This is a genomic window from Hazenella coriacea, from assembly GCF_004341825.1.
GTDB classification, from domain to species: domain Bacteria; phylum Bacillota; class Bacilli; order Thermoactinomycetales; family Thermoactinomycetaceae; genus Hazenella; species Hazenella coriacea.
On sequence record NZ_SMAG01000002.1, the window covers coordinates 212,028 to 238,011 of the forward strand.

Sequence of the window (25,984 nt, forward strand, 5' to 3'; positions counted from 1 at the left end):
ATGATGATTCAATTTAAAGGAGGATTTATAAATGAAAAAGTTATTTTTAACGCTTATGATTGGTTTACTTGCCATCTTCGGAGTTGCCTGTAGCTCAGAAAATGCTGATGCGAATAAAGTATCTGTAGCTGCATCAGCGGTTCCCCATGCTGAAATTTTGGAGTTTGTGAAGCCGCAATTAGAAAAGCAAGGGATTGAGTTAGAAGTAAAAGTGTTCCAAGATTATGTTTTACCGAACAAAGTGGTTGAAGAAGGAGAATTAGATGCGAATTTCTTCCAACATCAACCTTGGATGGAAACAACCAATAAAGAACAAAATTATCATATTAAAAAAGTAGTTGGGGTTCATATTGAACCGATGGGGGCCTATTCACAAAAGATTAAAAAGATCGAAGAACTGAAAAATGGTTCTAAAATTGCGATTCCCAATGGAACCAGTGAGATTAATCGTGTTCTCCTCTTGTTAGAAAGTCAAAAATTAATTGAGCTGGATCAAAAAGAAGGAGAAAAAACTTTAAAAAGCATTAAATCCAACCCTAAGAATTTAGAATTTGTCTTATTAGAACCTGCTACCTTGCCTCGTTTCTTAGGAGAAGTGGATCTCGCTATTATTAATACTAACTATGCGATCGAAGCGAAACTAAACCCACTCAAAGATGCTATTTTTATCGAGGGTAGCGAATCCCCTTATGTCAATGTTTTGGCGACCAAAGAAGGAATGGAAAACCAAGAAGCGATTCAGAAGTTGGCTAAAGCCCTTACTTCTCCAGAAACGAAAGAATTTATTCAAAAGAAATATGACGGTGCCGTTGTACCTGCATTTTAATGAATGAAAAGAACCCCACTTTTTTAGTTGTTGGGGTTCTTTTGTATTTCTTTATCCTTATATTCACTTTTTCCTAACTCTACTTTGGCTTGCCCATTGGTCCAATTGGTCACTTGATCAATCACATTTTGTTCTGTACCTACAGGCGTCCAAAGGGTCCATTGCACATGATCTGTAAATTGAGGAGTTTCTAAGATTAAACCAGAGCGGTGGAGTTCATATTCCATTTTACCCATGAATGAATAGTCAAAGGAGAAGGTCACTTCTTGATGTAAGACTTTTTGAACAATGCCAGCTGCTTCAATTGCTGCAGAAGCCCCTTGACTGTATGCGCGAACAAGTCCACCTGCCCCCAACTTGATTCCTCCAAAATAACGGGTAACCACAATCGCTGTGTAAAGGATCTCTTTAGCGTGGATCACTTCTAAGATGGGGCGTCCTGCGGTACCAGCCGGTTCCCCATCATCAGAGGATTTTTGTTTCATTTCTGTAATGTAATAAGCGCTACAATTATGAGTTGCATCCCAATGTTTCTTAGAAATTTCTTGGATAAATTGGGTTGCTTCTTCTTCAGTTTTTACATGTTTAGCACGACAAATAAAACGAGAACGCTGGATCACGATTTCCGCTTCTCCGTATGATCTGATGGTTAGATAAGTATTTGGGTTCATATTTTTTCACAACCTTTCATATCTATGATATAGGAAAGGCAAAGGCTTGTCGAAAACAGAACCAGATGGATTGGAACCCTTCAATCCATCTGGTTTTATATAAAAAATAAAAGTGGAGGGATTTGCTTCCTCTACTTCACATGATTTAAGGATGGGCATCTGATGATTTCATAGGTTCTTTAGGTACATACTCTAAATGTTGTTGTAATAGGTCACTCACTCGAATTCGCTCTTCTTTCGTGCATATTTCATAGAATGTTCCATTTCGTTTATCTGTATGGGTTTTTAGCTCAATGGACTCTGTATTTTGTTTAGGGATATTACTATAGGTTTTTTGCAAGCTAGGGATATCTGTAGGTTTAAAACTATAGCTTAAGTTTTCGCCTACTGCTGTGGCTACATCATTAAATTTGGTAAAACCTTCAAAGCTGATCATTTGGTCGATCAGTTTGTTAACCACATCTCGTTGTCTTTCGTTCCGCCCCATATCGCCATTAATATCCTTTTTTCTCATGCGGACATAAGCTAAAGCCTTTTCTCCATCTAAATGAAGGGGTCCGGGAGAGTAACGGAGTGGATCTCCTGTATGGCTTTGAGTAGAAAAGTAAAATTTATTGTTTACATCGACGCCACCTAAGGCATCCACGACATCAATAAAACCTTGGAAGTTAATCTTTGCATAATAATCAATCGGAATATTGAGGAACTCTTCAACTGTTTGACGTGTATTTTCCACACCATCTATATTTTTGTGTCGAACATTGTTTGCGGCATGGTTGATTTTATCTTTTCCTTTGGTGTTGGCAATATGAACAAGGGTATCTCGGGGAATACTCACAAGTTTCATCGAGTTGGTATTAGGATTGATTGCAGCAATCATGATGACATCGGGTCGCCAATCTTTCTCTTCTTCAGCAGTAGAAAGTTGGTCAACTCCTAGTAACATAATAGTAAAAGGTTCTTCTTTGATCTTCACTTCTTCATCACGAAGTCCTGACTTTTTAGAATTGCTATCATGACCTTGTGTAAATGCGCCCAAAATTTGGGAGGCGAAATATCCTCCAATAGCCATGAATCCTATACAAATGATAATGATAATGCGAAAGATCCACCTGCGATTCTGTTTTTTCTTAACCCGATGTACCCGAGAATGTTCCACGTGTTTGATCCCTCCTCGATTGGATTATAGGGAATATAACGTATAGAAGATAGATGCGTGGAAATTTAGATTGCAAGTGTTGATCATGAATGGATTGATCTTATTTATAGAAAAAAGCGGAGGGATTATCTCCGTTCCGCTGTTAGTTATGGTTTAATAGTCATTGAGCTTCATAGGTTCCTTTGGAGTATATTCAAGGTGTTTTTGGAGGAGATCACTGACTCGAATACGCTCTTCTTGGGAACAAATTTCATAAAAGATTCCATTTTGCTTATCTGAGTAAGTCTTTAGCTCAATGGACTCTGTATTTTGTTTAGGGATATTACTATAAGTTTTCTGCAAGCTAGGGATATCCGTAGGTTTAAAACTATAGCTTAAGTTTTCGCCTACTGCTGTGGCTACATCATTAAATTTGGTAAAACCTTCAAAGCTAATCATTTGGTCAATCAGTTTGTTAACCACATCTCGTTGTCTTTCGTTCCGCCCCATATCGCCATTAATATCCTTTTTTCTCATGCGGACATAAGCTAAAGCCTTTTCTCCATCTAAATGCAGGGGTCCAGGAGAGTAGCGGAGTGGATCTCCTGTATGGCTTTGAGTAGAAAAGTAAAATTTATTGTTTACATCGACGCCACCTAAGGCATCCACGACATCAATAAAACCTTGGAAATTAATCTTTGCATAATAATCAATCGGAATATTGAGGAACTCTTCAACTGTTTGGCGTGTATTTTCTACACCATCTACATTTTTTAGACGACCATAGGATGCTGCTGAGTTGATTTTATCTTTTCCTTTAGTGTTGGCAATATGAACGAGGGTATCTCGAGGAATACTCACAAGTTTCATCGAGTTGGTCTTGGGATTGATCGCAGCAATCATGATGACATCAGGTCGCCATGATTCTTTCTCTTCTTCAGTAGAAAGTTGGTCAACTCCTAGTAACATAATGGTAAAAGGTTCTTCTTTGATTTTAACTTCTTCATCACGAAGTCCCGATATTTTGGAGTTACTGTCATGACCCTGTGCGAAAGCCCCCCAGATTTGTGAAGCGAAATACCCGCCAACTCCCATAACACCTATACAAATAATGATAAGAACGCGAAAGATCCATTTACGACTCCGTTTTTTCTTTACACGGTCAATTCGACTCGCATCTACTCTTTCCATCCATAGAACTCCTCGCTTTTTCCGAAAAAATAATTCATTTAATAGTATCATTTAACTATATAAAGCATCAAGAGTAGTAAACAAAAGGACAAAAAATTGCTGAAAAATAGTTTACAAGGGGTACAATACTAATAGAGTAACAATTATATTTACACTTCTTATATATGTGTTCGAAAGTTAGCATGGTTTTATGTCACTTTTTTAAAAAAAGATTTCTGAAGTGGTGATTGTGATGAACCTAGTTCAGTTTTGGGGGAAATGGCTATTCATTTTTTGTATGTGTTTGGGTGTTCAGCAGTCTGTTCCTCTATCGATTAAAACTTGGACGAATTCAATGATGAATGAAGAGTGGATTATTAGAGCAAAAGGAGAATTACCTTCGGAATTTTGGAAATCTATTGATGTGCTTCACCGTTCAGTCTCAAAGGATCCCCATGATTACACAATACTGGCTCGATTGAAACCAGGTAATCAAGCGAATGAATGGCAATTAAAATGGTCTAGAGAAGATTTCATTCTATATATACTGCCGAATCAAAAGTATCAAGTGACTGGTAGCTATTCTATCTCTTGGGATTTGTATGACGAATACTATTATCTAGATCAGATTAAAGCACCAGAGGCTTGGCAAGTATTTTCCTACTTATCTCATACAAGAAATGTAAGTAAAGATGTAGTTGTGGCCATTGTAGATACAGGGGTGGATCTTCATCATCCCCATTTATCCTCATTACTTGTACCAGGTGTTAATATTAAAAATCGATCGCTACCTCCTCAAGATCATTTAGGGCATGGAACAAAGGTAGCAGGGGTTCTATCTGCTGTTTGGGGTGGAATGAAAGAGCCGGATCATCCTATTGGAAATGGAAAGATCATGCCAATCAAAGTGTTGGAAAACGGAAACGATGGAGATCTGTATTTTACAGTTGAAGGTATGAAAGAAGCGATTCGGCGTCAAGCGAATATTATCGTATTGGCACAAGGAAGTTGGACTTATTCTCCATTGTTAGCAGAGGTGATCGAACAGGCCGAGGAGAAAGGGATTTTGGTAATTGGTGCGGCAGGCAATGCCACTTATGATTTAAATGGTCAAGTTGTATATCAGAGACCTATATATTATCCAGCTGCTTTCCCAACAGTTGTAGGAGTAGGCTCCGTTCGCGCAGACGAGAGACATGAACCGAGTTCTAATGTTGGAGCGGGTCTAGATTTAGTGGCTCCTGGTGAACTGATTAAATCGATTAAAAGTGGTGGAGGAACGGAGCTGGACTCAGGAACTTCTTTTTCAGCTCCTCAAGTTGCTGGAGTCGCAGCATTCATTTGGCAACTCCATCCAGAATATACAGTCGCAGATGTACGAAACTTGTTACGTCAAACTGCTGACAAAGTCCCCTCTCTACCTAAATGGGATGAATCCTTAGGGTATGGTCGTCTGAATGCTTATCGGGCAGTCACCGAAAAACCACTTCCTGATCGTTTTGAGCCTAATAATTCCAAAGAAAAAGCCACACCAATCTCTTTGTATCAACAAGTAACAGGTGAGTTAACTTCAAAAGATGAGGATTGGTATCAATTATACTTAGAGTACCCTGGAACTCTATCCTTAGATTTTGGGAATAAGCGAAGTGACCGAAAGGGTCTAAAGTTGGAAATTTATTTGTCTAATGGTAAGTCTGCAATTTATTCATTGGATTCCATATCAGATTTGAAAGTAACAGCTCCTGCAGGTTATATTCAACTTCGTTTTTCTCAAAGTGATGATCGACAGAGGAAGATTCCCTACCAGTTTTCAGCTAGTTTTCTCATCGAGGCAGACCTCTTTGAAAATAACGACTTTCCATGGAATGCTTATCAACTTCCTCTTCAAGAGGGATGGCAAAGCTGGTCAGGAACCATTCATAAAAAAGGAGACGAAGATTGGTTTCGTTTTATGATTCCCAAAGCAGGGAAGTTGGAGTTGTTTATCACTCCAACGACACCTAGAATGGACCCAGTCCTGTCTGTTCTGTCCCAACCAGGAATAAAAGAAGAGAGATTGGATCTAAATGGAGAAGGAGAAAGGGAAGAAATTACTCTCCAAGTAAAGGCGGGCAGTCTTATTTTTCGAGTTTCGGACTATGGTTCAAACTCCATTGAGCAACCCTATCATATTAGAGCTTATTTTGAGATGGAGAAAGGGAGAAAAGTGGATGATTAGATCGTTCTAAGGATTTGCTTAGGGTCTAAGGTTATAGCATGTGGTTGAAGAGATGGGGCATGGATGATGCAACAATCGCTATGTAAAAAATTACATCTGATTTATTGATAATGTGGTGATTGTCTAACATGAAAGATGATTGTATTTGTGGTTTCTTTAGGGTATTCTATTCATGATAAAGAGCCTCTTTACAGTTGCTCACTAAAGTAAACGTGCGAGTCTTGACACTAGCGTTTAAGGTTCGAGGGTTTGTAAAGGGTGAAAAACAAAAAAAGCGCCTTTCCTCGGAGAGGGGCTTTTTTATTTGTAAACGGATGATATAAAGGAGGAGAAACAACGATGTCCAAAGAGAAAAAACGAAATTTATTTACCTCAGAATCGGTGACTGTCGGACATCCAGATAAAATCTGTGACCAAATTTCAGATGCTATTTTGGATGAGATTTTAGCGAAAGATCCAAATGCTCGCGTTGCGTGTGAAACATCAGTGACTACTGGGCTTGTACTTGTAGCTGGTGAAATCACTACCAATTGTTATGTGGATATCCCTAAGATTGTTCGCAAAACAGTGAGTGATATTGGGTATGACCGTGCTAAGTATGGTTTTGATGCGACTACTTGTGCCGTACTGACTTCGATTGATGAGCAGTCAAGTGATATTGCACAAGGTGTCGATGTGGCACTTGAAAAACGGGAAGGTTCCATGACTGAAGAGGAGATTGAAGCGATTGGTGCAGGTGACCAAGGGCTCATGTTTGGGTTTGCATGCAATGAGACTCCTGAATTGATGCCGCTTCCAATCTCGCTCGCACATAAACTTGCTCGTCGTTTACATGAGGTACGTGTTGATGGTACTTTGGATTACCTTCGTCCTGATGGGAAAATCCAGGTCACAGTTGAATATGAAGAGGATCAACCTGTACGGATTGATACCGTTGTCTGTTCGACCCAGCATGCAGAAGATGTAACATTGGATCAAATCAAAAAGGATATTCAAGAGCATGTGATTGTGCCTATTCTCCCGAAAGAGATGGTTGATGAACAGACTAAATACTTTATTAATCCAACGGGTCGTTTCGTCATCGGGGGTCCTCTGGGTGATGCAGGTCTTACAGGTAGAAAAATTATTGTAGACACCTATGGCGGATATGCACGACATGGTGGTGGTGCATTTTCGGGAAAAGATCCTACAAAAGTGGACCGTTCCGCGGCGTATGCAGCTCGTTATGTAGCCAAAAACATCGTAGCTGCTGGCTTAGCTGATAAATGCGAAGTTCAACTAGCTTATGCGATTGGTGTTGCACGTCCAGTATCTATTCGTATAGAGACTTTTGGTACTGGAAAAGTATCAGAAGAGCAGTTGGTTGAATGGGTAGAGAAATACTTTGATCTACGTCCAGCTGGTATTATTCGCCAACTAGATCTTCGTCGCCCGATCTATCGCCAAACAGCCGCTTATGGTCACTTTGGTCGTACAGATATTGATCTTCCTTGGGAGCGTACAGATCAAGCTGAGTTCTTGAAAAAAGAAGCAGGTCTATAAATTTCACTTTATAGAAAACAAAAAAGCTACTAGTCTTAAAAAGGACTAGTAGCTTTTTTGGATAGAAGTAGCCAAAGTTGAATCCTTTTATAATTAGCGAAAGTCTAGTGTTGACTTTAAGACTGAGTGAGGCAGTTTTAGTATTATTGTACAGTGATGAGCATAATAACCTCCATCAAATAGAACTAAGGGTTATTGTTATGAGTAAAAGCCTTATAATCTTAATTCTGTTATTTTAAGATTTTTACTCAACAATTATATAGAATAATGATAAAATTTGAATATAACCAAATATTCCGTAGAAGAGAGGTGAGTCCCTTGATTGAGAGGCGATCTCAAGCTAAAACTCAGAAAAGGAAATTTCGTCCTCCTACTGTATCATTCGCCCCCATCCGTATTTTGATTGCTGATCCAAACCGCCGATTTCGCTCAGATTTACAGTTAGCGTTAAGTAAAGAAGAGGATATGGTAATGGTAGGAGAATGTGATAATGGGATGGAGGTCATTTCTTTATGCGGAGTGACGAAACCACATGTGATCTTGATCGACTTACATTTGCCTCGGATGGATGGAGTGGAAATCACTTATCGTCTCAGTCAATTGGCTCCCCATACCAAGATTTTAATTTTATCTGAACAAGATGATCCCTATGTGTTAGAGACGATTCGTAAAGGGGCATCTGGATTTATGTTGAAAGATATTGGAATTTATCCGATGATCACAGCCATGAGAATCATAGCTAATGGTGGGGTTTATATTCACCCCATTTTGATGGGGCGACTTGTTGAAGAGCTCCGTCGTCTCAGTCACAAAGAACAAGTATTTCAATATTTATATTCAATTCACTCTCCTATTTCTTGGCAAGAAGTGTTAACATATAGAGAGATGGAAGTGCTACGCTTAATTTCCCAAGGTAAGAATAACCGCACAATTAGTGAAGATCTTTATATAAGTGAAAAAACTGTCAAAAATCATGTGAGTAATATTCTGTATAAAATGAACGTTCAGGATCGGACACAAGCGGTATTGCTTGCCATTAAGTATGGATGGATTCAACTAATCTAGTCCTTTCGGAGTACTGTTCACAACTTCCGCCTTCCTGCATACATTAAAAGTTAGGAGGGGAGATGTCGATGGAACAGTGGATCTTTTGGGGAGCAGCACTGTATGTAGCGATGTTTTTCCTGGTTAAATTTTTGTCTAAATATTTCGGTAACTACTATCACAACAAAGCTTATCATCTTGTGATGATTACACATAACAGCCAACAATCCATCGAGTGGATGATTCGATCTTATCATTTCTGGAATGTGACCAAAGGTAAATATCGAAAAAATTCTTTACTGACATGTATAGATCTAGGCTCTACAGATGATACCTTGGTCATATTACAACGTTTGCAACATAGATATCCACAACTACAAATCATCAAAATGAGTCCTTTTCCCAGTGAGGATGAAGCGATTCAACAGTGGTTGCTCTCACAAAAGCAGAACAAAGAAAAGCTGATTGTCCTTGATTTACGATTAGGTGACATAGAGAAAGAATCAGAGAGGTTCTTAGCATAGATGTGCCTGAAGGTCAGACACCCAAGAGTCTGACCTTTTTTGTGAGGAAGGTGGAACCATTTGGAGATTTTTATCTATCGATGTACTGATGATCCTAAGATGTATCTAAGTCTAGCTCCAACCGTAGATCAGATGAAATGGAAGAGCTGTGGGAAAAACATTCAATGGTTGGGGCAAACGACTTCTATGGGGGTGGCGTATCAATGGTTACAGGGGAGGACTCCTATAAAAAGTAAAGGGGTTGTTTATCCGACTGAAGAAGTGAAGGGGAACAGGGGCTGGCAAGAGAAAAAAGAGAGACTCGCTCCTGATCTATCAGGAAGAGCTCTTTTATGGCAAGAACTACTTTCCTTAGTACAAAAGTTGAAGTTCCCTATCTCAGAAGAGGAGCTTTGTCAAATCGTTCAATCCTTTTATTTAAGCGGAGAGGTATCTTTGTTACCTGGAGTGCAGGTCGAAGGGGCTGTTCATCGATGGCGATGTCATCGATGTTTAGGGGATCATATAAAGATTCAACTCACTACATGTGCTACTTGTGGTGAAAAATGTGCAGTTTGTGAAAATTGTATACTCTTAGGAAAGTCTCGAACTTGTATTCCTTTTCTACTTTTCTCTGATCGGTCTACTATTTCAAAACCAAGAGCAGTGAAGCAAGTTAGCTCTATCCAGTTAACTCCAGCTCAGAAACAAGTTAATCGATCTATTAGACAATTTATGTCATCCATGAGAAGTCAGTTACTCGTTTGGGCAGTGACAGGGGCAGGAAAAACGGAGTTAATGTTTGAAGTGATCACAGAGCTACTTCAGCAGGGAAAAAAGGTGTTGTGGGTAACTCCACGTAAAGATGTAGTGATGGAGATTGCTCCGCGTTTGCAACGTTCATTTTCTGGAGTGCCAATTAAGGCTTATTACGGTGGGAGTCCAGATTTATGGGTAAAAGGAGAAATCATTGTGGCTACAGCCCATCAAACATGGCGTTTTTACCGGCACTTTGATCTTGCCATTATAGACGAAGTCGATGCTTTCCCGTTATATCAAAACAAAGGATTAGAGCAAGGGGTTTTACGTGCATGTAAAAAGACAGCTAAACAAATATTGTTAACAGCTACTCCTCCGAGTGAATGGAAGAAACTTGTCCGACAAGGAACTTTGGATACCATCACCTTACCTGTGCGATATCACGGCTACCCGCTTCCTGTTCCTAAACTGCATATTGTTCGTAACTTATGGAAAAAGATTAAAAACCAAGATGAAATCCCTGTACTCTTTGAATTTCTGCATCAAGTTCAAGAGACCCATGGACAAGCGTTTCTCTTTGTTCCACGCCTTTGTGATGTGAAACAAGTGATTCTATGGATTGCGACACAAGCTCCTTCTTGGAAGATGGATGTAAAAGGGGTTTTTAGTCGTCATCCAGAGCGAGAACAGACTATACAGGCATTTAGAAATCAGCAGACGAGATTATTGGTAACAACAACGATCTTAGAGAGAGGTGTTACCATCCCACATGGACATGTAATGGTGATTGGAGCAGATCATACAGTTTTTGACCGGCGATCACTCATACAAATTGCTGGACGAGTCGGTCGCTCTCACACATATTTAGCTGGACAAGTGTGGTTTATAGCCAATGAAAAAACTGAAGCCCAACGGAATGCAATTAAAGAAACTAATTATTTGAATCAATTAGCTAAAAAAGAAGGATTTCTTAAAAAAGAGGCGTATTTCCAATGAGGGAATGGTGGTCGATGTTATTTCCACCTCCACCGACATGTTGGGGCTGTCAAAGTACTCGGTCGAAGTCGGCAAAAAGGAAACTTTGTGAACCATGCCAAGATCTGATCAGAGAGATTCAGAATCCTATTTGTCAGGTCTGTGGACGGGCTTTCAAAGATTCTGCTATGGAACTCTGTTTAGATTGTATGAGAGTTCTTGAGGAGGAGAGAATTGTAAATCGTAGTGCCGTTCAGTACACGGATGGGGTAAAGCAGTTGTTTCAGTTGTTTAAATACCGTGGATTGGAAAGCTTGTCTGTGCCTATTGGAGAATGGATGGCAGATGTGATGATTCGCCATTTTAGCAATTTACCCATCGCAATGATCACATATGTACCTTTACATAGAGATCGATTGCGAGAGCGCGGATTTAACCAAGCTGAATTACTCGCTCATGTTATTGCGAAGAAAACGGATATCTTTGCTTCCCATCTATTAGTGCGAACGTTGCCTACTGCTTCACAAAGCCGAAGAGGTAGAAGTGAACGCCTGCGGTCTTTAAAACAAGCCTTTGCTTTAAATGAATCCGTGGACCCGCTTTTATTTCAAAAAAAGTCATTGATTCTCGTAGATGATGTCTATACAACTGGTACTACAATTAGAGAATGTGCAAAAGTATTAAAGCAAGCAGGTGCTGAACAGGTCTACTCAATCACATTTGCTAGATAGTTATTAAAAAGTAGGTATATTAACTCGAAGACGTGGCAACAACAAATATTAGGAATCCTCTTATTCTATTACACAATAAGGAGAGTTGAAAAGTGAATAAAACGGAATTAGTTGAAAAGGTAGCAGAAAGTACAGGTAAAACCAAAAAAGAAGCGAGTGCTGTGGTGGAAACAGTTCTTCAAACCATCTCAGAAGCACTACAAAATGGAGAAAAAGTCTCCCTCATTGGATTTGGTAACTTTGAAGTTCGGGAGCGTGCAGCACGCACAGGGCGTAATCCACAGACAGGTGAAGAAATTAAGATTGAAGCAAGCAAAGTACCTTCTTTTAAACCAGGAAAACAACTAAAAGAATTAGTGAATCAGTAAGTGAAAAATGTCAGGGTCGAAATGATCCTGACATTTTTTATTCTGCAGTTACTATACAAATCACAATTGGTACCGGATTCCGAATTGCGTTATAATTATTGAAAGCTGGACACAAATCATCACCGAATGAGCGAAGGAGGTTGGTTTATGCCTATGACAAGTACTTGGGTCACTAGATGTGAAGTGAATGCATATTTATAACTTAATGTTGGTTTTTGTACCTGAAATTGGATATTTTCTATATCACCAAGGTAGACATTGTGAACCTTGATAAATTAGACGTATTATCTTTTTCTTTTCCCCTTTATCAAAGAATTAGACATCAAAACAACGTTGAATATCTATACATGATATTGTATAATGAACCAAGAAATGAAATGGACTTATTTTTTATATAGGAGTTAGCTTTCTAAGTAGAAAGGAAAAAGGGACATGAAAAAAATATGGTGGTTAAGTTTATCCGCAATTTTAATACTTTCATTAGCACTTTCTGGTTGTGCATCTTCTGATGATGGGAAGAAAAAAATTGTATTTGGGACAGATGCGGCATTTCCTCCTTTTGAAAAATTAGAAGGGGATGGAAAAATTACTGGTTTTGATGCAGATATTTTACAAGCTGTAGCCAAAGCTAGTGGCTTGCAAATTGAGTTACAACATTTAGGTTGGGAAGGAATGTTTGCTGGGATTGAACGTGGAAAAGTTGATGGTGCAATTGCTGCGATTACGATGGATGAGAATCGTAAGAAAAAATACAACTTTACGGATTCTTATTTCGAGGCAACGCAAGTCATTCTGGTTCCTTCTCAATCTTCGATTCAGTCATTAAAAGATCTGCAAGGGAAAAAAATAGGAGTATTATCTGCTTCTTCGGGTGAATTGGTTGTACACAAGCATTTTGGTAAAACATATGAAGGACTTAAAGGATACGAGGATTTTCCTTCAACTGTTGAAGATATGACATTTGGACGGACAGATGCTGTTGTAGCTGATAATGCAGTAGCGATGGAATATCTCAAAAAAATAGGGTCAGATAAATTTAAAATTATTGAAGATCCTCAGGTGGAGAAAGAACAATATGGAATCCTTGTGAAAAAAGGAAATGATGAGTTACTAAAGCAATTAAATGATGGATTGGCTAAGATCAAAGCTGACGGAACCTATGATCAAATCTATGAAAAGTATTTCGGGAAAAAGAAGTAATAGTGAAGTAGGGGGGTGCTGAGCAGCACTCCTCTTTTGTCCTTCACTCAGGAGTATTTAAATTTGTTGGATAATGGTAAATCAACAAGTTCTATGTGGGGTTATCTAGAAAATTATTGGGCATGTGGATACTGTGGATAACTTTGTGGATAACTCTGTGAATAACCTGTTTGTAAATGGGAAGGTACTTGATTTGAAAGGGGATTCGCTATGTTGGTAGCTGGAATAGACATCAATCAATTTTTTATTGACTTTTTAAATGTGGATTGGTCTGTGATTGGTGAGTATAAAGATCTATTTATTAGAGGTTTCTTCATGACGATTCTATTATCAGTTGTAGGCATTTGTGTAGGATTGATGATTGGGTTACTTCTTAGCTTGATGCGGATTTCGGGGAAAAAGTGGTTGGATTTCCCTGCGAAGGTGTATGTGGATTTATTTCGTGGTACTCCTTTGTTATTACAAATTTATGTAATTCATTTTGCATTCTTACCTACTTTGACGATGGACCTTTTAGGAGCTAATGAATCACCTTCAGGGATGGTTTCTGGATTTGTAGCGTTGTCTTTGAATGCAGGCGCATATATTGCTGAGATTTCTCGTGGTGGAATACAATCGATTGATAAAGGACAAATGGAGGCAGCTCGTTCACTGGGAATGACTTATGGACAGGCCATGAGACATGTGATTCTCCCACAAGCGTTTAAGCGTTCGCTTCCTCCTCTGGGAAATGAATTTATCTCTCTCACGAAAGACTCTTCATTGGTAGCTGTACTTGCAGTGAATGATATTACTTATGCCGCTTTTACGACTGCAAAGAATACACTTGAAAAATGGGCTCCCTATTTGACGGTGGGTCTGATGTATTTAGTACTAACCTTTATTTTATCAAGAATCATTTTTTATCTTGAGAAGCGATTTTCAGTTAATTTGAGTAAGAGGTGAGTTGAGTGATCCAAGTAAACAACTTAGTTAAGAATTATGCAGACTTACAGGTGTTAAAAGGTATTAATACAGAAGTTAAAGAGCGAGAAGTCGTTTGTGTTATTGGACCTAGTGGATCTGGTAAAAGTACCTTTTTACGCTGTTTAAACTTATTAGAGATGATCACGTCGGGCAAGGTGGTCATTAATGGTCATGATCTCACAAATCCGAAGACCAATATCAACCAAGTTCGGACTGAAGTAGGAATGGTTTTTCAGCAGTTTGAACTCTTTCCTCATAAATCGGTACTTGAGAATATTACGATGGCTCCTATTCATGTTCGTAAGGTCTCGAAAGATCAAGCGATTCAAGATGCTCTTCAATTGCTTGAAAAAGTGGGATTAGCCGAAAAGGCAAATGCTTATCCAGAAGAGTTGTCGGGAGGGCAAAAACAGAGGGTAGCGATTGCCCGTGCATTGGCAATGGAGCCAAAGGTGATGTTGTTTGATGAACCTACCTCTGCTTTAGATCCTGAGATGGTAGGTGAGGTTTTAGCTGTTATGAAACAACTAGCACAAGAAGGAATGACCATGGTGGTTGTCACTCACGAAATGGGATTTGCACGGGAAGTGGCTGACCGAGTGATCTTTATGGATGGAGGGGTCATTGTAGAAGAAGGCGTCCCTGAACAGGTGTTTAATCAACCAAATCATGAAAGAACGAAGATTTTTTTAAGTAAGATCTTGTAGGAGCGAGAGAATAGTTTTATGCCTATCTTGACATTGTTTTTGTTGGAATGGTATATTTAATTAGTGTACGATACGAATCGTGTGCAACATATTTGATTTAAGAAGGGAATGTTGTTTTTCATGCAAGGCAAAGTCAAGTGGTTCAACGCGGAAAAAGGTTACGGGTTCATTGAGCGCGAAGGCGGAGAAGACGTATTTGTTCATTTTTCTGCAATTCAAATGGATGGTTTCAAAGCATTAGAAGAAGGTCAATTGGTTGAGTTTGAAATTGTAGAAGGTTCCCGTGGACCACAGGCTGCAAATGTTGTTAAAGCTTAATCATTCCTGACTATGGTAAAACACTCCCCAAAGACTTAGTTCTTTTGGGGAGTTTTCTATGTATATAATAATTGGGATTGGGATCCATATATAGTACATAACATAAGATTGATCTAGCCATACACTATCTGATCAAGAGGTGTATGGCTTTTTTGAAAAAAGATTCAGATACATCGAATCAGTTGATGTGTATTTCTTGTCATCGCCTCTATATGAATTGTGGATTAATTTGGGAATGAACGAGTTTTGTATGATATATTGATATTTTCCTTAAGTTTCCTTAAAGATTTTGTAAAGATTAGGGGAGGAATTTTTCCCGAATAGGGGAATAGAACAAGTAGAAAGAGGAAGGAGGATTTCTCTATGAGATGTATCATCCGTGGCAACAACATAGAAATTACAGATGCACTGAAGGATTATGTTGAAAAAAAGGTGAGCCGTCTAGAAAAATATTTTGATAGCCCACCTTCAACAGAAGCTTATGTCTTACTGAACGTCCAAAAAGATGGTCATAAAGTCGAAGTGACGATTCCTTTCCCAGGTATTTTGGTTCGTGCTGAAGAGCTGAGCGAAGACATGTATGCATCTGTGGATCTTGTTGTAGAGAAACTGGAGAGGCAGATTCGCAAATATAAAACAAGAGTGAACCGCAAATCCAGGCAGGATGGAAGCCTCCGCTCTGTCTACAAAGAGGAATCTATAGAAGGAAAGAATGGAACCACAGCTGTAGTGGAACACGAAGAAAATGGATTTGAAATTGTTCGTGTGAAACGTTTCGATTTTAAGCCGATGTCTTCTGAGGAAGCTATTTTACAGATGGATTTGTTGGGGCATAGCTTCTTTGTTTTCTCCAATGCAGCTACAGACGATGTAAATATCATCTATAAGCGTAAAGATGGAAAATATGGGCTTATTGAACCAGAGTAAGAATATGGGGATTAGAATATAAAAGTTAGTTATTTAAAAAGAGATCAACTTTCATCTGTTGGGAGTTGATCTCTTTTTTATGTTAAAATTCTTTCATAATGGTCGAATCATGATCTTCCTGTGATATGATAAAATGCATAAAAAATCTGTTTAAACAATAACCTGATGGAGGTTCTGCTCAATGAAAGTATTAACCGTGGTTGGAGCTAGACCGCAATTTATTAAAGCTGCACCCGTATCACGTGCCATTCGTCAAGAGGCAGAAGAAATCTTGGTACATACAGGTCAACATTATGATAAATCAATGTCTGAAGTCTTCTTTGAAGAGTTGAACATACCTATTCCTAATTATAATTTGCATGTAGGTTCCAAATCACATGGAGCCCAAACTGGGGAAATGCTTTCTAAGGTGGAAGAAGTGATTCTTCAAGAAAAACCAGATTGTCTTCTTGTGTATGGAGACACCAACTCCACATTAGCAGGGGCACTGGCTGCAGCAAAATTACATATCCCAGTTGCACATGTGGAAGCGGGATTGCGTAGCTTTAATCGTCTAATGCCAGAAGAAGTGAATCGTGTTTTGACAGATCACATGTCAGAATGGCTCTTTTGCCCTACACAAACGGCAGTTGATCATTTAGCTAATGAAGGGGTTACTAAAGGGGTTCATCTCACAGGGGATGTGATGTTGGATGCGGTCAATTATAACCGCAAATTAGCCGAAGAGAAATCAACGATTCTTCATGATCTCGATCTTAAGCCAGAATCTTATATCTTAATCACCTTACATCGGGCTGAGAATACTGATGACCCAGCTCGATTACAGCAAATTATTGGCGCATTGAACCAATTGTCCATCCCATCTGTTTTACCATTGCATCCAAGAACGAAAGGAAAACTATCTGAAGCTGGGCTAGAAATTAAGAATCCGTTAGTGAAATTAATTGATCCAGTAGGATACTTAGATATGTTGCAATTAGAAGTTCATGCGCAAAAGATATTGACTGACTCAGGTGGAGTACAGAAAGAGGCGTTTTTCGCTGAAGTCCCATGTATTACGATGCGTGATGAAACGGAATGGACCGAAACGGTTACTCTGGGTTGCAATCGTTTAGTAGGGGCAGACCAAGAACAGATTCTTGAGGCTGTTAGTCAGTTTGAAGTTGATTTTTCAGCAGTTGAGCCTGTATTTGGGGATGGACAGGCTTCTAAACAGATTATCTCACTATTACGACAAGGTCTTGGTAAGTAGATGTTTTTGGAGTGGTAGAGCTTCCATCAGTGAAGCTCTTTTTTATTTTAAGGAGTTAAAGGGAATGGCTAAATTCTGATTTTTTTTAGAAGGGGATACCCAGAAGATTTCATTTATGTTACATTTGGTTTGTTATTTTCATCTCTCTGTAATATGTTATCTATTATATTACAAAGAGCTTTTTCATAAGCAATTTCATTGAATTTGAACTTTATTTATGCAATCAGAGAAACATAGATCAGTAATTTGTTATGCAAAAACTTGAAATAAGTTAGGAGTATTTTTCCATCTAACCAGTCAAGGAGTCTCTGACTCATATCAAGATAAGGAAGTGAATCTGTTGCGAATTTGGTTAGCGAACCATTATGCAGTTCCGCCTAACATTGCTGGGATTACTCGGCACTACGAATTGGCGAAGGAATGGGTGACAGAAGAGGATGCTGAGGTAACTCTATTTTTATCCAAGTTTGTTCATCCTCGTCGAACATTTATTACAGAAGAAGAGCTTAGAGAGTTAGAAGATGTAGAAGGCTTAGATCTCAATTGGCTTTGGTCTTTTCCTCACCAGAGTAATGACTTTAAACGGATTATCAATATGGGAAGCTTTGCGGTCACATTTTTTCTAGATGGTCTTTTTAAAAAGAAGCCTGATGTATTAATTGCCTCCTCTCCCCATTTATTTACTGCCTTTGCAGGTTGGATGTTGTCTAAACTAAAAGGTGTTCCTTTTGTGTTTGAAGTCCGAGATTTGTGGCCAGATTCACTGATTAAAATGGGTGGTTTAAATAACGGTGAGGTTGTTCGACTACTATTATGGATGGAGTCCTTTTTATATCAACAAGCTGACCAAATCATTGTTTTAACGGAGCATCAGCGTAAATTTATTGCTGATAAAGGAATTCCAATTTCTAAGATTGAATTAATCCCCAATGGGATTGTAATGGATTCTTGGAGGCCTGATCCAGCCAAACGAGCTGAGTATAGACGGAAAATGGGAGTTACAGAAGAACAATTTGTCGCTATTTACACAGGAGCCCATGGACCTGCCAATGCATTGGAATATGTAGTAAAAGCAGGTCGCCATTTAGATCCGAGAATGGCGATTGTCTTGATTGGAGACGGACCAGAAAAAGAAAAATTGTTAAAGATCAAGAGGGAAGAAGGATTAGATAATGTTCATCTACTAGATCCAGTTCCCAAAGCAGAGATTTTTGATTACACACAAGCAGCTGATTGTGGAATTATTTCCCTCGCTGATAATGAAGTATTTCGAGGGGCACGACCGAATAAATTGTTTGACTACACATTTATCGGTCTTCCTATTGTAACTACAGTGGATGGGGAAGTCCGGGAAATTGTAGAGAATAATAAAGTGGGTGTGTTTGCAGGAGCCGAAAATCCTGAAGGATTGGCCAAAGCACTTGCAGAGATACGCCAGTATTCACCAGAAAAGTTAGTTGAGATCCAAAAAAATGGGCTAGACTATATTGACCGTGAAGGGGATCGGAAAAAGTTAGCCCATCGCTTTTTTCAAATCCTTAGTAATCTAAAGAAGTAGTAGGATGATGTATGACTTAATGAAGAATGAGTGACTTCTGGGACGGACCAAAAAAGGGGTCCGTCTCGCCTCTCTTATCTGACTCTTCCCAACTATTTTAAAAATAGTCAGGACAACCCAACTTCTTCTTAAAGGAGTTATGAAGCACACACTGGTCATTCATGATTAGGATCAATGGCAAGCTTCTCTTTCGATAAGTAAATCAAGGAAAAAGTGAAAAAGCGGGTTTTTTTTGATAAACTATTAATTAGTTATTTATGAAATCTGAGCGTTTGCAACAATTCCAACGAACAGTGAAACATGGAATCAAGAAATAAATGATTGATGTGATTATTGCTAACTCATAAATGGGCAAGTTTAATTCCGTCCCTAGAGGAGGATGATGAAGGTGTTAAATACCCTTCGGAAATTATTTGATTCAAATGATCGTCAAGTGAAGAAGTTTTTTGCGATTGCAGATGAGATTGATGCTTTAGAACCTAAGCTAGTTGATCTTTCAGATGATGAACTACGTAGTAAAACGGAGGAATTCAAGCAACGCTTGGAGAAGGGTGAATCCCTGGATGACCTTCTACCTGAGGCTTTTGCTGTTGTAAGAGAAACAGCAAAAAGGGTTCGTAATGAGCGTCATTTCCGTGTTCAATTAGTTGGTGGGATGGTTTTGCATCATGGTGATATTGCCGAAATGAAGACGGGGGAAGGGAAAACACTGGTCTCTACCTTGCCAGCTTATTTGAACGCTTTAGAAGGTAAAGGTGTTCACATCATTACAGTGAACGATTATCTAGCTAAGCGGGACTGCGAACAGATGGGGAAAATATTCGAGTTTTTAGGACTTACTGTAGGTTTAAACCTTCCATTTATGTCTCCAGAGGAAAAACGAGCAGCTTATCAAGCGGATATCACTTATGGGACAAATAATGAGTTTGGATTTGACTATTTACGTGATAATATGGTTCTTTACCCAGAGCAGTTAACCCAGCGAGAATTAAACTTTGCGATCATCGACGAGGTAGATAGTATTTTAATCGATGAGGCACGGACACCATTAATTATTAGTGGACAAGCCAATAAGGCTACTGATTTATATTACACGGCGGATCAAGTAGTTCGGCGACTCAAAAATGAAGATGATTACACGGTAGATATAAAAACGCAACAGGTTGCTTTAACTGAAGATGGTGTGAAAAAAGTTGAATCATTTTTAGGTGTAGATAACTTATATGATGCTAAAAATATTAACTTAAATCATCATATTCAGCAGGCACTTAAAGCACATTCTTTAATGAAACGAGATCAAAACTATGTAGTCAACGAAGATGGTGTGGTCATTGTTGATGAATTTACGGGTCGTCTGATGTATGGACGTCGTTACAGTGATGGGTTGCATCAAGCGATTGAAGCTAAAGAAGGCTTGCAAGTTCAACATGAAAGTATGACTCTTGCAACGATTACTTTGCAAAATTATTTTCGTATGTACAGTAAGCTGTCTGGAATGACAGGTACGGCTAAAACGGAAGAAGAGGAATTCCGTAAAATTTATAACATGGATGTTATTCAAATTCCTACTAACAAACCGATGCAGCGTGTCGATTTATCTGATGTTTTGTATCAGAATGAAGAGGCAAAGTTTAGAGCTGCTGTCGAGGAGATTGTAGAACGCCATCAAAAAGGGCAACCTTGTCTTGTGGGAACTGTCTCCATTGAAAACTCCGAAAAGCTTTCTCGAATGTTAAAGAAACATGGAGTGCCACACCAAGTATTAAATGCGAAAAACCATGAAAAAGAGGCAGATATTATTTCGCAAGCGGGTCAATACGGAGCAGTGACCATTGCAACCAATATGGCGGGGCGTGGGACTGACATCGTGTTAGGAGAAGGTGTGGCAGAAATCGGTGGACTTCATGTCATCGGAACGGAAAGACATGAAAGTAGACGGATTGATAATCAGTTACGTGGACGGTCAGGGCGTCAAGGTGACCCAGGTTCATCTCAATTCTATCTCTCTTTTACGGATGAACTCATGCGCCGATTTGGCTCTGAGAATATGCAAAACATGATGGAACGACTAGGTCTTCCGGAAGACCAGCCGATTGAAGGAAAAATGTTTACTAAAGCGGTTGCCAATGCCCAGAAAAAGGTGGAAGGTAACAACTTTGATGCTCGTCGTTGGGTTTTACAATATGATGATGTGATGAATCAACAGAGAGAGATCATCTATAAGCAACGCAGGGAAGTATTAACAAGCACGGATCTGAAGGATGTAGTACTTGATATGGCTAAGAATACCATCACTCAGATTGTTGAAGCACATACTCCCAAAGATGAGTTGGAAGAAGAGTGGGATCTTGAAGCGATTGAAGATTATGTAGAGGCTAACTTATTGCCGGAGGATTATCTGGATGAAGATGATTTTGAAGGTCTTGAGCCTGAAGAAATGATCCAATTGATCTACAATGAAGTGGAAAAGCACTATGAAGAACGAGCTGAAGAGATTGGGAACGAACGGTTACAAGAATTCTCTAAAGTTGTTGTTTTACGGACCGTTGACCGCAAATGGATGGATCATATTGATGCTATGGAACAACTTCGTCAAGGTATTCATTTAAGAGCTTATGGTCAGGATAATCCACTTCGTGCCTATCAATTTGAAGGATTTGCAATGTTTGAAGAGATGGTTCAAGAAATTCAAGAAGAGGTTACCAAGTATGTGATGAAATCAGTAGTTACTGAGGAAGAAGAGCTTGAGCGTGAAGAAGTAGCGATTAATGCAACAGCCAATTCTGGTGATACTTCCAGCGAGCAAGAGAAGCCCAAAAAACAACCCATTCGTCGCACAGATAAAATAGGACGCAATGATGCTTGTCCTTGTGGAAGTGGAAAGAAATATAAAAACTGCTGTCAAAAATCAGGCAAAGCGGAATCATAAGGTGGGGGATGTGATTTTCCCCCTTTTTCCCTTTGCTTAGACTTGAAAAGTTGTAATATGATCGACCGTTGAGGGGATCTACTTCTCCAATGATTTCTTTTTTTAACAGTGATCCAATAGAGGTTGGATCGATTTGTATGACTAAAGATCGAGGTGACATGTACATGGAATTAAATGAAATCAAACAAGAACTGAAAAATACAGCCACCCATTTGGCTGATCTCAGGGGGTCTCTTTGACCTCGATAGCAAACAAGCTAGAATCCATACACTTGAAGAAAAAATGTCTGCACCTAACTTTTGGGATGATCAATCAGAAGCCCAAAAAGTGATTGAAGAAATGAAACATCTCAAGGAGCAAGTAGAGGGACTCATTTCTCTAGAAGAAACACAAGAAGAGCATCAATTAATGTTAGAGTTGATTGCTGAAGAGGGAGAAGATCCAACATTGCTTCAAGACCTAGTTAAAGGAATTCGTTCATTCAAAAAAGAAATAGATTCCTTTGAGTTAGGTTTGATCCTAAGTGAACCTTATGATCGAAATTCGGCGATTCTTGAGCTACATCCAGGAGCTGGTGGAACAGAGTCACAGGATTGGGCAGAAATGTTGCTTCGGATGTACACCCGGTGGGCTGAACGTTCAGGTTATAAAGTGGAAACTTTGGACTTTCTACCCGGTGATGAGGCTGGGGTTAAAAGTGTTACGCTACTGATTAAGGGCACAAATGCTTATGGATATTTGAAAGCGGAAAAAGGAATCCATCGTTTAGTGCGGATCTCCCCCTTTGATTCCTCAGGAAGAAGGCATACTTCATTTGTCTCAGCTAACGTTATGCCAGAAATCGATAATGATGTGGATGTAGAGATTCGTTCTGAAGAGATTAAAGTAGATACTTACCGTTCTAGTGGTGCAGGGGGACAGCATGTAAACACGACAGACTCTGCTGTTCGAATTACCCATTTGGCTACAAATATAGTGGTTACTTGTCAATCGGAACGTTCCCAAATTAAAAATAGGGAACGAGCTATGAAAATTTTGCGAGCTCGTCTGTATGAACGTATGTTGGAGGAGCAGCAAAAAGAGTTGAGTGCGATCAAAGGTGAACAAACAGAAATTGGTTGGGGTAATCAAATTCGTTCATATGTGTTTCACCCATATAGTATGGTGAAAGATCATCGCACACAAGTTGAGATTGGAAATGTTCAAGCAGTTATGGACGGAGAGATCAACCCATTTATTGAAGCTTATTTAAAGATGCAGATGAACAGAAAAGCATAACAGTTTGTGAACTTTTTAGCTTTTTGAAGGAAAAACACCTCTTGAAGCAGAAGGGGAAATGTTGGCATGAAAAACAAACCATGTGAATTGTAAAACCTATATAGAGAATGCTTACATAAAATGGGCAAAATCCATTGAATGAAGTCTCTCTATGGAGATCTGCTTACACAAAGGTACAAAGGTGGGTGACCGTTTGTGTCCAACTGGAAACATATCCAACTAGAGCAAGGGGACGACTGGTGTATGCTTACACTATCTCGTCCAAAAGTATTAAATGCTTTAAGTAAAGAATTATTAGAAGAACTAAGTGAAGCCATTGATTGGGTGGAGAATCAGGAAGCTGTACGTGCACTGATCATTACAGGAGCAGGAGAGAAAGCATTTGTTGCAGGTGCAGATATTTCTGAACTTCGCCAAGTTCCGTCTGCTGTAGAGGCGGAAAGGCTAGCAATCCTAGGACAAAGTATTTTTACACGGATCGAAGAGTTAGCTAAGCCTGTGATTATGGCAGTGAATGGGTATGCATTAGGTGGTGGTTGTGAGCTTGCCATGAGTGGTGATATTCTTCTTGCTGCAGATCATGCTCGTTTTGGACAACCTGAAGTGAATCTAGGTGTGATCCCGGGGTATGGGGGAACCCAACGTCTGTCACGTGCTATAGGAAAACATACAGCTAAATATTTATGTATGACTGGTGATATGATTTCAGCCGAAGAGGCTCTACGGATGGGCTTAGTTCAAAAAGTAGTTCCAGCGGCTGATCTTTTGGAAGAAGCTAAAAAACTTGCCAAGCGACTAGCACAAAAAGCACCAGTTGCTCTGCATCTAACAAAAAAAGCAATTAATTATGGGGCTGAAGCTGACTTAAAGACAGGTTTACAAATGGAAGCTTCGTACTTTGGTCTGTCTTTTAATACTGAGGATCGGATCGAGGGAATGGATGCTTTCTTAGCAAAAAAATCCCCACAGTTTAAAGGGAAATAACATTAGGCCGGCCAATCGCCGGCCTCCACATGTTTTGAGCTAAAAATAAAAAGTGAAAGTAAAGGAGGCTACCGAATTGGATTTATTACTGGAAAACCCTATCGTGTGGATCGGAATCGCTATACTTCTAGTTATTCTTATCATTGTGATTAGTGTACTTGTTGGTAAAAAAAGAGCCCGCGAAGTGGAAGAACTGGACCAAATGTTCACTGAAGGACATTTAGCTGGTGAAGATTTCGGGAAAATATCGGTAGAAAAAGTACGTAGAAATGCTCTGGAGAGGGAAAAACGAAAAAAAGAATTGCAACATTTACATCCTGTGAAAGAAAGACCGAAAAAAGGGGTAAAAGTAATACCAGATGAAGATAAGGAAATCATCCTAACTCCAATTTTGTCAGATTCTAGACCCAATCCAACCATCAAACGTGATACAGAATCTGCTATGGTAAAAGATGAGAAGAAAAAACAGGTATCCTCAGCTAGGTCTCATTTGAAAAAAGATATGGTCCAAGAGGAATCTGTCTCTTCGAAGAGTCGACTTTCTCCTACTTCATCTCAAGTCCAACCGGAGGAGTTGGATCCCAATCAAGATCCACCTACCAGTCGACATTTGTACAAAAAAAGTTTATTAAGTCCTGAGCGGGGGGAAGAGGAAGGGGAAGGTGAAATGCCTTCAAATCAGCCTCAGTTGACAGAAAGAGAGCTCAAGTCACCAAGTAAAGCTCAGGAAAGCGCAATGGGCAATAGCGCAACGGAATCTGGTATACCCAGTCGCATGGGTGGATTACCTAACCGAACAGGTCGAGGCTATGGTGGTCATTCATCATCAACGCAAACTCGACCCAGAGAATTGCCCAGTCGTTCCAAAAGACGTCCTCCTAGCAAAAATATGCATGATCGCTAGGATTCCCACATTTTTATCAAAGGAGTGTTGTATTTATGAAAAAACTAGCTTTGGGTATGGCAGCTGCGTTCACATTAACAGCATTAGTGGGTTGTAACCCACAACCAAACCAACAGTCTAATCAAGACAAACAAGATACTGGCAAGACTGTTGCGATGGAACCAAAAGAAATCTACGCAAATAACTGTTCCAGTTGTCATGGTGGCAATTTGCAAGGGAGCGTAGGACCTGCGCTTGATAAAATTGGAAGCAAAATGGATCAACAACAGATCTCTGACATCATCAAAAATGGGGTAAACAGTATGCCTGCTCAATCCCAATTATCAGATGAAGATCGGGATCAATTATCTGCATGGTTAGCCGAGAAAAAATAATGCTTTCTGTTGTGAAAACAAGGAGACCAGTGTTGGGGGTTTCCTTGTTTTATTTTTCTGGATCCTAGGATTCTGAGAAAACAAAGGAGGGTTATTGGGTGGTTTTCTATTTGAAACATGGTGAGATGACTCTGGGAAGATTAGAAGAGTGCGAACGTGATTTCCCATACATATACTGTCTTTTTATGCCAACAGATGATTTTGAGCAGTTTCGCCCTTTGTTTGATGAAGATTTTCGTCTGACAAATTTGGATCAGTACTCGGCTGATCTAGATGACCAGATTCGTTCCCTAGAACTCTATTTAATAAGTGAAGATGGAGAGGAATTAGGGGACTTTCAAGGACATATTTTTCAAAATGAAGCATGGGTTCGTGAGTAGTTCTGATATTAATGACTCTTTAAAAAAGGGTTGACGGTTAGCACTGTTCAACTTTATTATAGATTTATGTAATCAAGAGATGAATAGTTTCCTTATTAAAGGGGAGTAGCTGAGACAGCAAAGTCGTCATTACGGGTAACCACCCCGGCTTTGTTGGCAACATTTTTATGTTGTTAGCAAGACCTTTACTTTTTTTCTGTGAAAAAGTAAAGGTCTTTTTTGTTTCTTGGTTATATTAATTAAAGGGCTTGTTGCATTGAAT

General features: G+C 39.3%; 24 protein-coding genes. 21 read left to right on the top strand and 3 right to left on the bottom strand.

Annotated elements, in window-relative coordinates; all coding sequences use genetic code 11:
* Positions 1 to 31: 31 nt before the first annotated feature.
* Entirely contained in the window at positions 32 to 826 is a 795-nt protein-coding gene (locus tag EDD58_RS04350; RefSeq protein WP_131923625.1) for a MetQ/NlpA family ABC transporter substrate-binding protein, read from the top strand.
* Positions 827 to 849: 23 nt separating this feature from the next.
* Here EDD58_RS04350 and EDD58_RS04355 read toward each other — a convergent pair whose 3' ends face one another.
* The 3 genes from EDD58_RS04355 to EDD58_RS04365 all read right to left on the bottom strand — a co-directional run bounded on the left by EDD58_RS04355 (position 850) and on the right by EDD58_RS04365 (position 3,826).
* Entirely contained in the window at positions 850 to 1,497 is a 648-nt protein-coding gene (locus EDD58_RS04355; protein ID WP_131923626.1) for a YigZ family protein, read from the bottom strand.
* Positions 1,498 to 1,642: 145 nt separating this feature from the next.
* Positions 1,643 to 2,656 carry an LCP family protein gene (locus EDD58_RS04360; protein ID WP_131923627.1) on the bottom strand — a complete coding sequence of 338 codons (1,014 nt, stop codon included), beginning with the start codon at positions 2,654 to 2,656 and terminating at the stop codon, positions 1,643 to 1,645.
* A 153-nt stretch (positions 2,657 to 2,809) separates the two neighbouring features.
* Positions 2,810 to 3,826: an LCP family protein gene (locus EDD58_RS04365; protein WP_165875793.1), complete on the bottom strand. Its 1,017-nt coding sequence runs from the start codon at positions 3,824 to 3,826 to the stop codon at positions 2,810 to 2,812.
* A 232-nt stretch (positions 3,827 to 4,058) separates the two neighbouring features.
* On the opposite strand from EDD58_RS04365, the gene EDD58_RS04370 reads away from it, so the two are divergent.
* The 20 genes from EDD58_RS04370 (at position 4,059) to EDD58_RS04465 (ending at position 25,722) form a co-directional block, all read left to right on the top strand.
* Complete coding sequence (locus EDD58_RS04370; protein ID WP_131923629.1) at positions 4,059 to 6,023, top strand: S8 family peptidase; 1,965 nt, start codon at positions 4,059 to 4,061, stop codon at positions 6,021 to 6,023.
* A gap of 339 nt (positions 6,024 to 6,362) precedes the next feature.
* Positions 6,363 to 7,565 (top strand): methionine adenosyltransferase, encoded by a 1,203-nt coding sequence (gene metK, locus EDD58_RS04375; RefSeq protein ID WP_131923630.1) that lies wholly within the window; start codon positions 6,363 to 6,365, stop codon positions 7,563 to 7,565.
* Between the two features lie 318 nt (positions 7,566 to 7,883).
* On the top strand, positions 7,884 to 8,630 hold the full coding sequence (locus EDD58_RS04380) for a response regulator transcription factor (RefSeq protein ID WP_243648652.1): 747 nt from the start codon (positions 7,884 to 7,886) through the stop codon (positions 8,628 to 8,630).
* Positions 8,631 to 8,698: 68 nt separating this feature from the next.
* Positions 8,699 to 9,133 (top strand): glycosyltransferase family protein, encoded by a 435-nt coding sequence (locus EDD58_RS04385; RefSeq protein ID WP_131923632.1) that lies wholly within the window; start codon positions 8,699 to 8,701, stop codon positions 9,131 to 9,133.
* 60 nt (positions 9,134 to 9,193) lie between these two features.
* A complete protein-coding gene (locus EDD58_RS04390) occupies positions 9,194 to 10,867 on the top strand; it encodes an ATP-dependent helicase ComFA (protein ID WP_131923633.1) in 1,674 nt (557 codons plus the stop codon).
* Positions 10,864 to 11,577 (top strand): ComF family protein, encoded by a 714-nt coding sequence (locus tag EDD58_RS04395; RefSeq protein ID WP_131923634.1) that lies wholly within the window; start codon positions 10,864 to 10,866, stop codon positions 11,575 to 11,577. Before EDD58_RS04390 ends, EDD58_RS04395 begins: the two co-directional genes overlap by 4 nt.
* A 92-nt stretch (positions 11,578 to 11,669) precedes the next feature.
* Positions 11,670 to 11,945 (top strand): HU family DNA-binding protein, encoded by a 276-nt coding sequence (locus EDD58_RS04400; RefSeq protein ID WP_131923635.1) that lies wholly within the window; start codon positions 11,670 to 11,672, stop codon positions 11,943 to 11,945.
* A 432-nt stretch (positions 11,946 to 12,377) separates the two neighbouring features.
* The gene (locus tag EDD58_RS04405) at positions 12,378 to 13,145 is read left to right on the top strand and encodes a basic amino acid ABC transporter substrate-binding protein (RefSeq protein WP_131923636.1); all 768 of its coding nucleotides are present in this window, start codon (positions 12,378 to 12,380) and stop codon (positions 13,143 to 13,145) included.
* 210 nt (positions 13,146 to 13,355) lie between these two features.
* Positions 13,356 to 14,090, top strand: a complete 735-nt coding sequence (locus EDD58_RS04410) for an amino acid ABC transporter permease (protein ID WP_131923637.1) — start codon at positions 13,356 to 13,358, stop codon at positions 14,088 to 14,090.
* Between the two features lie 5 nt (positions 14,091 to 14,095).
* Entirely contained in the window at positions 14,096 to 14,818 is a 723-nt protein-coding gene (locus EDD58_RS04415; protein WP_131923638.1) for an amino acid ABC transporter ATP-binding protein, read from the top strand.
* Positions 14,819 to 14,938: 120 nt separating this feature from the next.
* Positions 14,939 to 15,136 (top strand): cold shock domain-containing protein, encoded by a 198-nt coding sequence (locus EDD58_RS04420; RefSeq protein ID WP_131923639.1) that lies wholly within the window; start codon positions 14,939 to 14,941, stop codon positions 15,134 to 15,136.
* A gap of 363 nt (positions 15,137 to 15,499) precedes the next feature.
* A complete protein-coding gene (hpf, locus tag EDD58_RS04425; protein ID WP_131923640.1) occupies positions 15,500 to 16,063 on the top strand; it encodes a ribosome hibernation-promoting factor, HPF/YfiA family in 564 nt (187 codons plus the stop codon).
* A gap of 181 nt (positions 16,064 to 16,244) precedes the next feature.
* On the top strand, positions 16,245 to 17,315 hold the full coding sequence (wecB, locus tag EDD58_RS04430) for a non-hydrolyzing UDP-N-acetylglucosamine 2-epimerase (RefSeq protein ID WP_131923641.1): 1,071 nt from the start codon (positions 16,245 to 16,247) through the stop codon (positions 17,313 to 17,315).
* Between the two features lie 340 nt (positions 17,316 to 17,655).
* Positions 17,656 to 18,873, top strand: a complete 1,218-nt coding sequence (locus tag EDD58_RS04435) for a glycosyltransferase family 4 protein (RefSeq protein ID WP_165875794.1) — start codon at positions 17,656 to 17,658, stop codon at positions 18,871 to 18,873.
* Positions 18,874 to 19,261: 388 nt separating this feature from the next.
* The gene (gene secA / locus EDD58_RS04440; RefSeq protein ID WP_131923643.1) at positions 19,262 to 21,802 is read left to right on the top strand and encodes a preprotein translocase subunit SecA; all 2,541 of its coding nucleotides are present in this window, start codon (positions 19,262 to 19,264) and stop codon (positions 21,800 to 21,802) included.
* Between the two features lie 164 nt (positions 21,803 to 21,966).
* Positions 21,967 to 23,080, top strand: a protein-coding gene (gene prfB / locus EDD58_RS04445; RefSeq protein ID WP_131923961.1) for a peptide chain release factor 2 whose coding sequence is annotated in 2 segments (ribosomal slippage) — positions 21,967 to 22,038 and positions 22,040 to 23,080 — 1,113 coding nt in all. Because the reading frame shifts where the segments join, the coding sequence is not laid out codon by codon here.
* Between the two features lie 195 nt (positions 23,081 to 23,275).
* Positions 23,276 to 24,064, top strand: coding sequence for an enoyl-CoA hydratase-related protein (locus tag EDD58_RS04450; RefSeq protein WP_243648653.1), 789 nt, complete (start codon positions 23,276 to 23,278; stop codon positions 24,062 to 24,064).
* A 76-nt stretch (positions 24,065 to 24,140) separates the two neighbouring features.
* Entirely contained in the window at positions 24,141 to 24,968 is an 828-nt protein-coding gene (locus EDD58_RS04455; protein WP_131923644.1) for a hypothetical protein, read from the top strand.
* 35 nt (positions 24,969 to 25,003) lie between these two features.
* A complete protein-coding gene (locus EDD58_RS04460) occupies positions 25,004 to 25,342 on the top strand; it encodes a c-type cytochrome (RefSeq protein WP_131923645.1) in 339 nt (112 codons plus the stop codon).
* Positions 25,343 to 25,440: 98 nt separating this feature from the next.
* Positions 25,441 to 25,722 (top strand): hypothetical protein, encoded by a 282-nt coding sequence (locus tag EDD58_RS04465; protein ID WP_131923646.1) that lies wholly within the window; start codon positions 25,441 to 25,443, stop codon positions 25,720 to 25,722.
* The last annotated feature ends 262 nt before the right edge of the window (positions 25,723 to 25,984 follow it).